Annotated in this window: 12 protein-coding genes and 1 pseudogene; 10 read left to right on the top strand and 3 right to left on the bottom strand. The window is 43.8% G+C overall.

Translation table 11 applies throughout. The annotated features are described in order from the left end of the window. The first annotated feature begins 2 nt into the window (after nucleotides 1-2). From opp4B to GFC30_RS11050, 8 genes and pseudogenes are all read left to right on the top strand, one after another. Nucleotides 3-971, top strand: a complete 969-nt coding sequence (gene opp4B, locus GFC30_RS11085; protein WP_066325511.1) for an oligopeptide ABC transporter permease — start codon at nucleotides 3-5, stop codon at nucleotides 969-971. Nucleotides 972-1333: 362 nt separating this feature from the next. Continuing rightward, nucleotides 1334-2617, top strand: coding sequence for an IS110 family RNA-guided transposase (locus GFC30_RS11080; protein ID WP_066322282.1), 1284 nt, complete (start codon nucleotides 1334-1336; stop codon nucleotides 2615-2617). Nucleotides 2618-3562: 945 nt separating this feature from the next. Continuing rightward, nucleotides 3563-4432, top strand: coding sequence for an ABC transporter permease (locus tag GFC30_RS11075; RefSeq protein WP_238583502.1), 870 nt, complete (start codon nucleotides 3563-3565; stop codon nucleotides 4430-4432). Nucleotides 4433-4440: 8 nt separating this feature from the next. Continuing rightward, nucleotides 4441-6226, top strand: a pseudogene (opp4A, locus tag GFC30_RS11070) (oligopeptide ABC transporter substrate-binding protein). Nucleotides 6227-6316: 90 nt separating this feature from the next. Continuing rightward, the gene (locus tag GFC30_RS11065) at nucleotides 6317-6805 is read left to right on the top strand and encodes a PaaI family thioesterase (RefSeq protein WP_066325504.1); all 489 of its coding nucleotides are present in this window, start codon (nucleotides 6317-6319) and stop codon (nucleotides 6803-6805) included. A 96-nt stretch (nucleotides 6806-6901) separates the two neighbouring features. Continuing rightward, complete coding sequence (locus GFC30_RS11060; RefSeq protein ID WP_238583500.1) at nucleotides 6902-8134, top strand: PucR family transcriptional regulator; 1233 nt, start codon at nucleotides 6902-6904, stop codon at nucleotides 8132-8134. Nucleotides 8135-8245: 111 nt separating this feature from the next. Further along, nucleotides 8246-9793, top strand: a complete 1548-nt coding sequence (gene pruA / locus GFC30_RS11055; protein ID WP_066325503.1) for an L-glutamate gamma-semialdehyde dehydrogenase — start codon at nucleotides 8246-8248, stop codon at nucleotides 9791-9793. A 12-nt stretch (nucleotides 9794-9805) separates the two neighbouring features. Beyond that, nucleotides 9806-10720, top strand: a complete 915-nt coding sequence (locus GFC30_RS11050; protein WP_066325501.1) for a proline dehydrogenase family protein — start codon at nucleotides 9806-9808, stop codon at nucleotides 10718-10720. 21 nt (nucleotides 10721-10741) lie between these two features. On the opposite strand, the gene mscL is transcribed toward GFC30_RS11050, so the two are convergent. Then, nucleotides 10742-11125 carry a large conductance mechanosensitive channel protein MscL gene (mscL, locus tag GFC30_RS11045; protein ID WP_066325499.1) on the bottom strand — a complete coding sequence of 128 codons (384 nt, stop codon included), beginning with the start codon at nucleotides 11123-11125 and terminating at the stop codon, nucleotides 10742-10744. 100 nt (nucleotides 11126-11225) lie between these two features. After that, nucleotides 11226-11633, bottom strand: coding sequence for a zinc ribbon domain-containing protein (locus GFC30_RS11040; protein ID WP_066325498.1), 408 nt, complete (start codon nucleotides 11631-11633; stop codon nucleotides 11226-11228). 208 nt (nucleotides 11634-11841) lie between these two features. On the opposite strand from GFC30_RS11040, the gene GFC30_RS11035 reads away from it, so the two are divergent. Both GFC30_RS11035 and GFC30_RS11030 read left to right on the top strand, forming a co-directional pair. Next, nucleotides 11842-12504 carry a DUF975 family protein gene (locus GFC30_RS11035; protein ID WP_066325496.1) on the top strand — a complete coding sequence of 221 codons (663 nt, stop codon included), beginning with the start codon at nucleotides 11842-11844 and terminating at the stop codon, nucleotides 12502-12504. 345 nt (nucleotides 12505-12849) lie between these two features. Then, a complete protein-coding gene (locus GFC30_RS11030) occupies nucleotides 12850-14355 on the top strand; it encodes a malate:quinone oxidoreductase (RefSeq protein WP_066325495.1) in 1506 nt (501 codons plus the stop codon). 102 nt (nucleotides 14356-14457) lie between these two features. On the opposite strand, the gene GFC30_RS11025 is transcribed toward GFC30_RS11030, so the two are convergent. After that, entirely contained in the window at nucleotides 14458-14952 is a 495-nt protein-coding gene (locus GFC30_RS11025; protein WP_238583499.1) for a DinB family protein, read from the bottom strand. Nucleotides 14953-15374: the final 422 nt, after the last annotated feature.

The following is a 15374-nucleotide window of genomic DNA, read 5'->3' as shown; positions in this document are numbered from 1 at the left end:
GGATGGTCAAATTTATATTGCGACGTATCGTGATGATGATTCCGCAACTATTTATTTTAAGTGTACTTATTTTTCTGCTGGCAAAAGCGATGCCAGGGGACGCTTTAACAGGGCAGCTAGCGAACAACCCAAAAATGGATGCGCAAACGTTAGCCGAGATGAGAGAAAAATTAGGGCTAAACGACCCTCTATATGTTCAATATACACGATGGATAAAAAATTTACTTCATGGAGATTTAGGTTTGTCATACGTCCATCAACAGCCTGTGACCGATTTATTGGCAGGGAGAATGTGGAATACGGTGTTGCTTTCCTTATGCATTCTTGTCTTAACGTATGCGATTGCTGTACCGTTAGGAGTGATTTCTGGTCGTTGGCAAGATTCGTGGGCAGATAAGCTCATTGTTGGATATAGCTATGTTAGCTTTGCGACTCCGCTATTTATTTTCGCCCTCATTATGCTCTTTCTGTTCGGGTTTAAGCTCGGATGGTTTCCAACGGGCGGTAGCGTCGATATTCAACTAGAAGAAGGGACATGGGATTATTACATAAGTAAGTTTAACCATCTTTTATTGCCTTCTTTATCAGGCGCGTTAATTAGTACGGTCGGAATCATTCAATACTTGCGAAGCGAAATTATTGATACGAAAGTAAAAGATTTTGTTCGCACCGCAAGGGCAAAAGGAGTGCCGGAAGCGAAAATTTATTCGCGTCATATTTTGCGCAACTCGTTTTTGCCGATCGCCGCTTTTTTAGGCTATGAAATTACTGGATTAATTGGAGGATCTGTTTTTTTAGAATCTATTTTTAGTTACCCAGGTATCGGCCAGCTTTTTCTTCAGTCGATTATGCAGCGGGATTATAGCGTCGTCACAGCACTTGTGATGATTTCCGGGCTCGCGACATTAGTCGGGACATTGTTATCCGACATCATTTTAAGCGCTGTCGATCCGAGGATAAGAATCGAGTAGAGCAGGGCGGAGGAATGTATTGACACAAAATCAAGATCTACCTATGAAGACACTATATACGGGGGAAGAGAGTGCGCCAATGTATGTTACTCGAATTTTTCTTGATTAGTGAGAAAAAGACAGTAATCACGAACATGGATCGGTTCATGGATTTTTGAAACAGCACTTGGATTGCGGTGATTATACGGGTTGTGCAACAACATTTGTTTAATCGCTTGTTCGGGTTCGATTTCTTTGAATCATTTCGAAAAAAGAAAGCATTCCTGTTAGAAAGGTTTTGGGGGACTTGAAAGAAAAAAGCCCTCTTGGTATGATGCAGGGGTACCAACAAACACCTATCATCCAACCAAGGAGGACTTACTATGAATTGTACACAAAATCGCAAAATTGAACAAGTCACCGATCAAACATTAGTGATTGGAATGGATATTGCCAAGCAAAAACATTACGCAGCGATCGTGGACGCACGAGGTCGGGTACTGAAAAAGTCGTTTCCGGTGTTCCAGTCGAGATTCGGATTTGAACAGTTCTATGCGTTGATCCAAGAGGCGATGAGGGAGTTTGGCAAAACGGAAGTGATCGTCGGAATCGAACCGACCGGACATTACTGGTTGAACCTCGCCTACTTCCTCGAGGAAAAAGGGATCCCGTTGGTGATGGTTAACCCGATGCACGTCAAACGGTCGAAAGAACTCGACGACAACTTGCCAACGAAGCATGATGCCAAAGACGCCCTAGTCATCGCAAGACTGGTCAAAGACGGACGTTTTAGCTATCCACGTATTCTCCATGAGGTGGAGGCGGAATTGCGGGCAGGAAGTACGTTTCGAGAGTCATTAATCAAGGAACGGAATGCCGTCCACAATCAAATGATTCGTTGGCTGGATCGGTACTTCCCTGAGTTTGTGCAGGTGTTTCCGTCGTTTGGCAAAATGGCATTGGTGGTGTTAGAAAAAACGCCATTTCCGATGGACATCGCAAGTCAGACGATAGAGGGGCTCATGGAGCGTTATCGGCAAAGCGAGGCGCTAAAATGCCCACAGAAACCGAAAGTGCAAAAGCTGTTAGAGATGGCTCGCCATTCGATTGGCATCACGGAAGGACAACAGATGGCCCGTATCGAAATCGCCACGTTGGTCCGCCGATATCGCCAATTGGAACAAGAGATCGCAGCGTTGACGGAAGAGTTAACTGCCCTTGCACAAACGACGGTCGAATATGAATGGCTCCAAACGATTCCGGGGCTAGGAGAGGCGACGATCATTGAACTGTTGTCGGAAATCGGGAGTTTTCATCAGTACCAAGATCCGCGGCAATTGATCAAATTAGCGGGCTTGACGTTGAAAGAACACTCGTCTGGACAACACAAGGGGCAAAAACGAATCTCGAAGCGAGGACGAAGACGGCTACGCGCCCTTCTCTTTCGGGTGATGATACCACTCATCCGCCATAACAAGGCGTTCCGAACGTTGCACGAGTACTATACGACACGTCCCGTCAATCCGTTGCGTAAGAAGCAATCCATTGTGGTGTTATGTGGCAAGCTATTGAAGATTCTATACGCGGTTTGTGTGAAACAACAAGCATTTGATGAGGAACGAATGATGCAAGATATCTTCTCCTCCACTCAAGCACAGGCAGCCTAGAGCCGCCTCCTTTGACAAGAAAAACTGTCTAAACAACCAGATGACACGGAGAAGCTGGCACGATTTTATACATTCGACCTCGAGTCCCTAAGAAAGCTTAGCCGGCCTCTGCCTGGTGAAGAGACCGAACGAAGGAATGTAGGCACAAGGATGCCCAGAGACATGGGAGGGTTCGTCCTCATCAGCTATGCAGAGATCCAAGGTGCATCACATACACATCCATCCACTGCAGAAAAAAATACCCAGCAGTGACCGCGAAGCGCACCATGGATTGTTAGATATCAACAAAAATGAAAAAGTATGTAATGAGTTTTGTCGAAAAATATTTTTTTGGCACCCCTAAGATGCCAAGAAACCTTGATATATCAACATTTCTAGAGGGATGTATAAGATTATGATGATGTTTTATGAAAAAAAGGGGGGATGCAACAGCAACAAGAAAAAGGTGTGACTAATCCAAAACATTATAAGGTAGGTGGCATTTTGCTTTTACGAAACGTAGACTTTCTGAAAAAAGGGAAATAGTCATGAAAGTTCTCTTATTAGTTATTTCATGGTTTATTATTTTATTCAGCTTGATGATTTAAAATTCCGATGCGTTCATTTATTGGTTTAATCCAAACGTAGTATCAATTAGTGATGAAAGATATTTTTATACTTTGGTGCCTACCTTTTTCAATATCCTACTTTTATTTTTCCAAATTAAGTTTTTGATGGTTAGAGAGAGAAAAACAACTATCCATAACATCTTGTTTGTTACGCTTATTATTAATAGTATATTGTTTTTATATTATGCGCTTTACCAATTTTTTTAATCAATTCAAAATTATTGCTTCATCACTACAGCATGTACTTGACAAGCAATACGGTTTCCTGTGCAAAGATATGCAAACACCATTGATTGACTGATTTTTCTCACAAGTGTAAATAGGGAGGGGGATAAGAGTGAAAAAAACAGAACATTCACCCTTTTCTGTTCTGTGGCGGGAAGTAGTGAAAGATAAACTGGCGCTTAGTTCTTTTTTGCTTCTTTCGCTCATTCTATTAATTGTATACGGGGCTTCCATTGCATTGGATCAAGAAGAAATTGTCAAAGTTGATCTTTTGTCCATCTACGCCCCGCCGTCTGCCGAGCATTGGCTAGGAACAGACTATGGTGGAAGGGATATTTTAGGACAACTCATTATTGGGACGAAAAATTCGTTTACCATTGGTCTAGCCATCACACTTATGACCGGGTTTATTGGTCTAACGGTTGGTTTGATCGCGGGATATTTCGGCGGTGTCATTGACAATACCATTATGCGCATCATCGATTTTATCCTCGTCTTACCGTTTTTAATGTTAGTGATTGTTTTTGTGGCGATCGTTCCGAAATACAACGTGTTTACGTTTATTTTGATTATGAGCGCTTTTCTATGGACAGGAAAAGCAAGGCTCATTCGGGCAAAGACGTTAGCGGAACGAGAGTTGGACTATGTGAGCGCCTCGAAGACGCTCGGCACGCCCGATTGGAAAATCATCATTCGTGAAATATTACCGAACTTAAGCTCCATTATTATTGTTAATTTAACGCTGAATCTTGCGGGCAACATCGGAATTGAATCGGGGTTAAGTTATTTAGGATTCGGCCTGCCAGAAAGTACCCCAAGTTTAGGGACGTTAGTCAGCTATGCGACAAATCCGGATGTGTTGCAAAACAAATGGTGGGTTTGGTTACCTGCATCATTACTTATTTTAGTAATGATGTTGTGTATAAATTTTATCGGCCAAGCGTTAAAACGTGCGGCTGATGCAAGACAACGATTAGGATAAAGGGGGAGATGGAAGTGAAAAAAAGGTATTGGAAGTTTTTTAGCGTGCTAGCCGGACTGTCACTCGTATTGTCCGCATGCACCGACTCCACGAGCAGCAATCCAAAAAAAACCAACAGAGCAAACCGCACCAAAAGAAAACATCGGCAATTTCCCGATGACGGTCAAAAACGATGGAAAGATTGTCGACGGAGTCCTTACGTATGGGTTAGTGTCAGATACACCGTTTGAGGGGACACTAAACTACGCCTTTTACACAGGGCAGCCGGATGCGGAAATTTTGCAGTTTTTTGATGAATCGCTATTCCGCACAAACGGAGACTACGAGATTACGAATGATGGTGCCGCAACGTACGAGCTTTCTGCAGACAAAAAAACGATGACAATTAAAATTAAAGACAACGTGAAGTGGCATGATGGGGAGCCGGTGAAGGCAGAAGATTTAGAGTATGCGTATTTAGTTATCGGCAATAAAGATTATACAGGGGTGCGTTATGGAGATGCGCTCATCCAAGATATTGTCGGCATGGATGAGTACCATAGCGGAAAAGCATCAACGATTTCTGGCATTAAAGTAGTCGATGAAAAAACGCTTACAATTACGTGGAAACACGCGAATCCATCGGTTTTAACTGGAATTTGGGCATATCCGCTGCCAAAGCATTATTTAAAAGATATTCCAATTAAGCAATTGGCTCAATCAGATAAAATCCGTAAAAATCCGATCGGTTTCGGACCATTCAAAGTGAAGAAAATCGTCCCAGGGGAATCGGTGGAAATGGTGCGCAACGATGACTATTATGGCGGAAAGCCAAACTTAAAAGGCGTCATTGTGAAAGTCGTCAGCCCGAAAGTTGTTCTACAATCGTTGAAAAAAGGCGAAATCGATCTCGCGGAGTTCCCAACCGACCAATACGTTGGAGCAAAAGGAACGAAAAATATTCAATTCGTTGGCAAAATCGACTTAGCGTACAACTATATTGGTTTTAAACTAGGACATTGGGATGCGAAAAAGCAAGAAAACGTCATGGACAATCCAAAATTCCAAGACAAACGATTGCGCCAAGCGATGGCATACGCGATTGACAACAAGTCAGTTGGCGACAAACTGTACCACGGGCTGCGTTTCCCTGCGACAACATTAATTCCGCCGTCTTTCCCAGGCTACCATGATAAAGAAGCAAAAGGGTATTCGTATGACCCAGAAAAAGCGAAAAAACTGTTAGATGAGGCAGGGTATAAAGATAAAGACGGTGACGGACTTCGTGAAGATCCAAATGGAAAGAAATTCACGATTCATTTCCTTTCGATGAGCGGCTCTGATGTAGCGGAACCGTTAGCGAAGTTTTATATGCAATGTTGGAAAGATGTCGGATTGGATGTTCAATTAGTCGACGGTCGATTAGCGGAGTTTAACTCATTCTATGATATGGTCGAAAAAGACGATCCGAAAGTCGATGTATTCGCCGCAGCTTGGGGAACAGGAACGGACGTCGATCCATATGGTTTATACGGTCGCAACGTCATGTTCAACTATTCGCGTTGGGTGAACGAGAAAAACGATGAACTATTAGAAAAGGGACATTCGGAACAAGCATTTGATAAAGCATATCGGAAAAAGGTGTATAACGAATGGCAAGCGTTAATGAACGAGGAAGTTCCTGTTATTCCAACGTTGTATCGCTCGGCGCTTTATGCAGTGAACAACCGAGTGAAAAACTTTACGGTTGACCCGAGTTCGAAGTTAACGTGGAAAGATGTCGGGGTCACTGCAGAGAAGCCGGAAGTAGAATAATCGTAAGGAGCGGTTCGAGAAAAGAACCGCTCTGCTTATTGTCTTGCGTGTGAAAACTACGCTATACTATGGAGAAGGGGGAGATGATTCATGGAAGAAAAAGTTGTACATGCTGTGCAAGATGAGTATCCAGATGATTTTGCGTGGTGTTATGGGTGCGGACGTTTGAACGAGCATGGTTATCATTTTCGCACTGGCTGGCAAGGAGAACAGACGGTGACGATTTACACACCAAGTCCAGAGCATACGGCCATTCCAGGCTTTGTATACGGTGGGGTGATTGCGTCGCTCATTGACTGCCACGGAACAGGTTCTGCCTCACTTGCCTTACATCGTAAAAACGGCTATGAACTAGGAAGTGGAGAAGCACCGCCACGCTTTGTGACCGCTTCGTTGAATGTCGAGTTTCTCAAGCCGACTCCACAAGGTGTTCCGCTCAAGGCGATTGGAACGGTCGAAGAAATTCATCCGAAAAAATGGAAAGTAAAGACGGAAGTGTATGCAGAAGATACCCTTTGCGCTCGCGGTGAAGTCATCGCGGTCGTCATGCCGAAGACGTTTTTACAACCAACAGAATGAAAGCGAATACATAACGCCTGTTCGCACAACGGGCGTTTTTTCTTTTTGGGCGTCATGTATAATAAAGAAAAGGGGATTGCAGAAGGGAGAATAAACATGAAGGGGACAAACCTTGATTGGCCATCCGATGAAAGGAAGTTTTCTTCCTTGCATGAACTCGTCGATTTTATTTCGGCAGCGATTCATTGTCCAGTGACGATTGAATCGCGCGATTTAGAATTAATGGCATACAGTGGAAACCATAATGCGCCTGATGCGGTGCGGATGAGTACGATTTTAAGCAAACGAGCAGCAGCGCACGTCGTCCATTATTTGCATGAAACAGGCTGGATTGAGCGTATTGAGGCGGCGGACGGTGTCGTCAAAATTCCGCCATTGCCAGAAATCGGGCTTGGCGCACGCACTGTTGTTTGTTTGAAAAATGGTCAACATATATATGGATATTTATGGGTGCAAGAAACGAAAGGTGAACTTAGTGAAGAAGGGGAGCGGTTTTTGCTGAAGGCGGCGAAAACAGCCACAAAGCTGCTAGAACAAAAGGTGAGCGTAACGAAAAAGCGTCAAGAAGAAATTCAGCACTGGTTATTACGGTTGCTTCAACCGGATGACGTTAGCGAGCACGATGTGAAAATGGAAGCACAGTTCAAAGGGATTCAGTTGCCCGCTGCTTTCGTTGTCATGCTTTTTCGTGTGTTAGCAGCGGACAAAAAAGAAACGCTCCACCAATATATGACGTTTTTAACGAAATTGCTCGGCAACTCGGTCTTTTTTATCGAACATCACGACCAGTGGATGGTCATCATTGGAACGATGAGCGAGGCAACTGTGGCTAAAAATCAAGCGAAAACGTTGCTTGAAAAGTTAGAAAATGATTTTCTTTGCGATTTGCAACGGGATGTCGTTGTCGGTGTTGGCCAGGAATACCGAAGTTTGCTTGATTTAAGAAAAAGTTACGCCGAAGCGGCGGAAGTAATGAACATTAAGCAACAATTTCAAATCCCGCTTCCCCACTTTTACGAATCGCTTGGCATTTACCGTTGGCTTCCGATGGTTTATGAGCAATATAAGCGAAAAGGCTATAAAAATGAGCAGCTGCAGAAACTACAAAAATATGACGAGGAAAACCAAACAGAGCTTTTGGAAACATTACGGCAATACATCAAATATGATGGCAACGCGACCAAAACAGCGGAACATTTATATGTGCACCCGAACACGCTGCATTATCGGCTAAAACGAATTCAAGAGCTTACCGGTCTTTCGCTATCAGACTTTGAACAACGAATGATGCTCTACCTTGACTTGCTTTTTTTCCAATATAAGGGTTAATTTGTGTGCTGTGCACAAATCAAACGTACTATCCTTATCGACCGTGAACAAAGAATTTTCACAAAATATTCATTATAATGTTCATAAAATGGACAAAAGGAGTCGAGGGCATTGGCAGTACGTTATCAACACGAACCGTTTACCGATTTTTCAGTCTACCAAAACGAAAAAGCGTTTCACGCAGCATTGCAATACGTGCAAACACAACTCGGAAAAGAATATCCGCTCATCATTGGTGGAAAGCGTGTAACGACGGAAGAGAAAGTAGTTTCCTATAACCCAGCAAACAAAACAGAAGTCGTTGGCATTGTTTCCAAAGCGACGAAAGCGCTCGCAGACGAGGCGATGGAAGCAGCGCTTCATGCGTTTGAAACGTGGAAAAACGTAACGCCAGAAGCGCGCGCTAACGTATTATTCCGTGCGGCAGCCATTTTGCGGCGCAGAAAACATGAGTTTTCCGCTTACTTAGTGAAAGAAGTCGGTAAGCCGTGGAAAGAAGCAGATGCCGATACGGCAGAAGCGATTGATTTTCTCGAATATTATGCACGGCAAATGATTTCTCTAAAAAATGGTGTTCCGGTACTTAGCAGAAGCGGCGAACGTAATACGTTCCGTTACATTCCGCTAGGTGTTGGACTCATCATTTCTCCATTCAACTTCCCGCTTGCAATTATGGCAGGAACGACGGTGGCGGCAATCGTCACTGGCAATACCGTTATTTTACGTCCATCCGATCGCGCGCCGATCGTTGCGGCAAAATTTGTCGAAGTGATGGAAGAAGCGGGGCTTCCTGCGGGGGTCTTAAACTATTTGCCAGGTGGAGAGGCGGAAGTTGGTGAATATTTAGTCGAGCATCCGCAAACGCGTTTTATTTCGTTTACTGGTTCGCGGGCGGTCGGTTGCCGCATTTACGAGCGCGCGGCGATCGTTCAGCCTGGGCAAAAATGGCTCAAGCGCGTCATTGCCGAAATGGGCGGAAAAGATGCAATTATCGTTGACAAAGAAGCAGATTTAGAATTGGCAGCACAATCGATCGTCGCGTCAGCGTTCGGGTTTTCCGGACAAAAATGTTCGGCATGCTCGCGGGCAATTGTGCTAGAAGACGTGTACGAACAAGTATTGAATCGCGTGGTAGAATTAACGAAACAATTAACGGTCGGCAACCCAGAAGAACAATGCACGTTGATGGGACCGGTCATCGACCAAGCGGCGTATAATAAAATTATGAGCTATATTGAAATTGGCAAGCAAGAGGGAAAGCTTATGACAGGCGGCGAAGGGGACGACTCCAAAGGGTTCTTTATCCAGCCGACGGTGTTTGCTGATGTTGCACCGACGGCACGCCTTATGCAAGAAGAAATTTTCGGGCCGGTCGTTGCGTTTACGAAAGTAAAAACGTTCGATGAGGCGTTAGAAGTCGCGAATAATACGGACTACGGCTTAACCGGTGCGGTCATTTCTAACAACCGTGCGCACTTAGAAAAAGCGCGGGAAGAGTTCCATGTCGGTAACCTCTATTTCAATCGTGGCTGCACAGGTGCCATTGTCGGGTATCATCCGTTTGGTGGCTTTAATATGTCTGGTACGGATTCAAAAGCAGGCGGTCCTGACTATTTACTTCTTCACATGCAAGCGAAAACGGTATGTGAGGCGTTTTAGGAGGGAAGCAGCGTGATCGAAACGGTATCGAAAAATGTATTTTTATCGATTTCAAAAAGCAAAATGCTCAATCAAGCAGCGCGCAAATGGGGGCTCCGCTTTGGTGCTTCCCATGTCGTCGCTGGGGAAACGATCGACAGCGCCATCGCGAAAGTAAAAGAATTAAACGAAAAAGGGCTCGTTTGTACGCTTGACCATTTAGGCGAATTTGTTTCTAATCGCGAAGAAGCGCTCGAAGCGACGCAATATAATGTGCGTACGTTAGAAGCGATTCACCAAGCAGGCGTAAAAAGCAATCTTTCTGTGAAGTTAACACAACTTGGGCTTGATATCGATTTTGCTTTTTGTTTGGAAAATATGCGTCAAATCGTCGGAACGGCGAAGAAATACAACAACTTCGTCCGCATTGATATGGAAGATTCTGCACGTTGTCAAGCGACCCTTGATTTATTGTGCGAACTTCGCAAAACGTACGACAACGTTGGAACGGTCATTCAAGCGTATTTGTATCGCGCCGAGCAAGATGTAAAAGACTTAAAAGGCGTATCGCTTCGCTTAGTCAAAGGGGCATATAAAGAGCCGCCGGAAGTCGCTTATCAAGAGAAAGTACAAATTGACGAAAATTACATGACGATTATTAAAACACATTTGTTAAGCGGTAGCTATACGGCGATTGCGACGCATGATCATCATATCATTGAAAAAGTGAAGCAATTTACGAAAGAACATGGTATTCCTAAAGAACAATTTGAGTTTCAAATGTTGTACGGCTTTCGGACAGATATGCAGCTTCAGCTTGCGAAAGAAGGCTATACGATGCGCATCTACGTTCCGTTTGGCAACGACTGGTTCGGATATTTTATGCGCCGCCTCGCCGAACGGCCGCAAAACGTCGCGTTTGCGTTAAAAGGGTTTTTTGGCAAATAAGCGAACAGCTAAGCTGTTCGCTTATTGTTCCACTTGCCGATGTTTTAACAAATCGCGAATTTCGGTTAGAAGAGCTTCTTGCTTCGTGACAACCGGTGCTGTGTTTTGTTGCTCTTCTTGTTTCTTTAACTTGTTGAGCACTTTGACGATGCAAAATACGGAAAAAGCAACAATCAGAAAATCGACGATCGTTTGTAAAAACATCCCGTATTTAATAGAGGCATCGCCAATCGTAAAGGAGAGCGCACTTAAATTAACACCACCGAGCACTAAGCCAATGAGCGGCATCACCATGTCGTTTACAAGCGAAGAAACAATTTTATTAAACGCTCCCCCGATAATTACCCCGATGGCCAAATCTACAATGTTCCCCCGCATCGCAAATGCTTTAAACTCTTTTAGCATAATATCCCACCTTCCATCTACTACTATATCATATTAAAGGGTATGGTTGTACATCCGTGAACGAAAAGAGGGGGAGATTTTTTGTCCAAAAAGAAGCACCTCAAATACGTTTTCCGCATGCTGGGCAAAAGGCGAAATCGTTTTGCACTTGTTGGTCGCAGTATGGGCAATAGTGCCGATTCTCCCCGCTTGCTTCCATCTTTTCTGCGGAAGAAGGATTTCTGCCAAACCGAGCATTTAGCGGGTCTGGCTCTTCTTTGCTATCCACAATGTCGATAACGGACATACGATTTTTCCCTGTCGCATTTTTATAGTGGTAGATGGCTTGAAAAATACCGAGCCCGATAAAAATAAGTCCAAAGAAGGGGAAAACCTTCGTGACAGGAAAAGGCGACTCGTTTGTGATTGAGAACGCCATCACCGTCCAAAAAACGCCGAATACAATCGCAACGATGCTCCCTGCTACTCCTTGAAACGAAGGTCCGCGCCCTGGTTTCATACTTTTCATTTCCTCACCCCCATATCCATATGTATGATTATATAAAAATATTTGGAAAGTGTCATTCGGGAAGTGATACGATTGTTTTCCGCTATCCAGAGAATAAACGTTGTATTGTATTAAGGAATAACACATGGAATTTTTCTGGAATATATGATAAAGTAGGAAAGGAACTCGTATATGATTGTATTGTACATTTAATAAAGGGGGAATGATGATGACATTATCTATGCTGAGGCGGCAAGCGAGGCAGGCACTAAAAGGAAAATGGGGCGCGGCGGTTTTATTTATGCTTGTGTACTTTTTCATGAGCACGCTCGTCCCAACTATCATTGAAATGTTGGCAAGCGGTGGGTGGAACGCATGGATTGAGCAAGAAAACCCACCGATAGCGGCGAGCATCTTTAATTTATTGTACTCCTTTGCTCTCATTCCATTAGGCATTGCGATGTATTGGGCGTTTTTAGACGTATACAGAGGACAACATCTTCACGTCTCACGCATGTTTTCAGCTTACACGCCAGCAAAATTGCCGTTTAAGCTAATCGGCACGTCGATTTTATTTGGCATTTTCGTCTTTCTTTGGAGTCTTTTACTTATCATTCCTGGCATTGTCAAGTCGTTCGCATACTCGCAAACATTTTTTCTATTAAAAGACCATCCGGAATACAGTGCGCTCCAAGCTATTACCGAAAGCAAAAAACGGATGAAAGGGTACAAATGGAAACTGTTTTTATTGTATTTAAGCTTTATCGGTTGGGGGCTTCTTTCCATTCTCACGCTAGGCATTGGGCTATTATGGCTTATCCCTTACATTTACACTTCTTTAGCCGCGTTTTATGAGGAATTTATTCGCACGCAAGAAACGAGCGTAGAGTAATGAAAAGGCGAACAGATGTTGATGTCTGTTCGCTTTTTTCCTTGTTAAGCCATTTGAGCGAAATGCGACGTTTGCAATAACTCTTCGTGATCCAAATAGTGAATAAAAATCATGCTAGCAAAATATCAAACGATTTTGTAAAATCAATATAGACAGAATAGTGTCGATTCGTGTCAGTGGGCAGCGGTTTAATACGCAACAAAAATAATATAAACACATTTTTAAGTTTAGGAATAATAGTGACATACTATAACTTAATTGTGTTATAATTAATTTGAAAAGGGATGGAAGGTCGTAGTTTTTGGCTTGCAAGATTGCGTGCTTTTGTAAATCAAGGGGGTTCATATGGTGAGCAAACAAACGAAAACAGATGTCATTTTAATTGGTGCCGGGATTATGAGTGCAACGTTAGGGACATTGCTGAAAGAATTAGCGCCGGGATGGGACATTACTGTCTTTGAAAGACTAGGGCAACCAGCAGATGAAAGTTCAAACGAATGGAATAATGCCGGAACGGGTCATGCCGCACTTTGTGAACTAAACTACACAGTCGAAAAACCGGACGGATCGATCGATGTAAGCAAAGCGATTAAAATTAACGAACAGTTTCACGAGTCGTTGCAGTTTTGGTCATATCTTGTGCAAAACAACCGCATTCGCAACCCAAAAGAATTTATTATGCCCCTTCCGCATATGAGCTTTGTGCAAGGGGAAGAAAATGTCACGTTTTTAAAGAAACGGTTTGACGCATTGGCAAACAATCCGTTATTTCAAGGAATGGAATTTTCCGATGATCCACAAAAACTAAAAGAGTGGATTCCACTGATGATGGAAGACCGCATCGTAACAGAACCGATTGCCGCGACAAAAATCGAATCAGGCACAGACGTCAACTTCGGTGCGTTAACGCGCATGTTGTTTGACTACTTAGCGAAAAAAGGGGTCGATATTCGATACAAACATCATGTGGACGACATGAAACGGACAAGCGATGGTTTATGGGAACTGAAAGTGCGCCATTTAGTGAGCGGGGAAGTCGAACATTATGTAGCGAAATTCGTCTTTATCGGTGCTGGCGGTGGAAGTTTGCATTTACTGCAAAAATCCGGCATTCCTGAAGGGAAAGGGATCGGCGGCTTCCCGGTGAGCGGACTATTTATGGTCTGTAATAATCCAGCAGTCGCCGAACAACATCATGCGAAAGTTTACGGCAAAGCGAAAGTCGGCGCACCGCCAATGTCCGTTCCGCATTTGGATACGCGGTTTATTGATAACAAAAAAATGCTATTATTTGGCCCGTTTGCCGGCTTTTCGCCAAAGTTTTTAAAGAACGGTTCACTGCTTGACTTAATTACGTCCGTCAAGCCGCATAACCTTTTGACGATGCTTGCAGCCGGCGCGAAAAATATGCCGTTGACGAAATATTTAATTGAGCAAGTGATGTTATCGAAAGAACAGCGCATGGAAGAATTGCGCGAATTTATTCCGAACGCAAAAAGCGAAGATTGGGATTTAGTTGTCGCAGGGCAGCGTGTGCAAGTCATTAAAGATACACCAGCAGGAGGAAAAGGCACGCTTCAATTTGGGACAGAAGTCGTTGCTGCACACGATGGTTCCGTCGCTGCTTTGCTTGGCGCGTCCCCAGGCGCTTCGACCGCTGTGCACGTCATGCTTGAAGTGATGGAAAAATGCTTCCCAGAACAAATGAAAGCATGGGAACCGAAAATTAAAGAAATGATTCCTTCATACGGCGTGTCGCTCATGAAAAACGAAACGCTTTTACGCGACGTCCAAGCGCTTGCCGCGCGAACGCTTGGCTTAAAAGAAACCGTGGCGCTAGAACTTGTTTAAATGTGGTGCCTGTGCCCCGAATGAAAAGGAAGATAGGAACAGAGGAAAAGGAGCTGATTCCAAAAGTCTACTTTTTAGTGTACTTTTGGGTCAGCTCCGGTTCTAGGACAGATGAGCTTTGATCTCTTCAATTTGCAAGAGATGGCGCTGTTCATGGTAGCCGACAAATTCCACCCATTGCTTTAAATTTAGTGGTCCGAAAATGGGATGTGAGAACGATTTGGTTTCCAAGTCAGCTTCGTTGGCTTGCTGAGCGACTTCGCGCAACCGTTGTCGCGATTGGTGCAATTTTTCTTCGAGCTCATGTCGGGAGAAAAAGCGATCACTTGGGCGGGCGAAATCAGGCGCTTCCACTTTTTTGGAACGGTCAATGGTCAAGTGGATCGGTTTCTTCTCCACCGGCTCGCTGACGCCGTACGTTAATGTATGGGCGATCATAGTAGCGATCGATGTTTCGATTAAGTACAGGTGTTCAAGCACTTGAGCGATGGTCCAATTTCCTTCCGTCACCCAAGTATTCAGCTGTTCGTCTGATAGACTGGAAACGCTTTTAATTAGTTGTTGACGCACCTGTTCGTTATAATCCATATAATCCATGATTTTCCTCCTTTCTAGGCGTATTTTGTTCTATTATACGATCTTAACATGGTGTTTGTCACGCCCAGAAGATTGTCGCGGTTTCATAGAAACAGAGAGCGCTCCTCTCTGTTTTTTCATTTATAAAGCAGGAACATCAACGCTTTTGTCGAAAAATATGCAATAAAACGGAAAGTGAGGTGCATAGATGGCGGTGGATTATGATCGGTTGTTTAAAGAACGTAAAAAGTTTCTTTTTATTGGTTCATCACCACAACATGTACTTGACAAGTGATACGCTTTCTTGAACAAGAATGTGCAAAAATCATTGGTTTGCTGATTCTTCCTCGCAAGCGTCAGTAGAGCGTGTTATAGAAAATCGAGCACAACTTTTGGAGAAGAGCCATAGAATCAGATGCCTGAGCACAAACTTTTCTGCCTTT

It is taken from the genome of Anoxybacillus amylolyticus (genome assembly GCF_001634285.1).
Lineage (GTDB): Bacteria > Bacillota > Bacilli > Bacillales > Anoxybacillaceae > Anoxybacteroides > Anoxybacteroides amylolyticum.
Note: the sequence above shows the minus strand (reverse complement) of the source record. Positions and strands in the feature narration are given on the sequence as shown.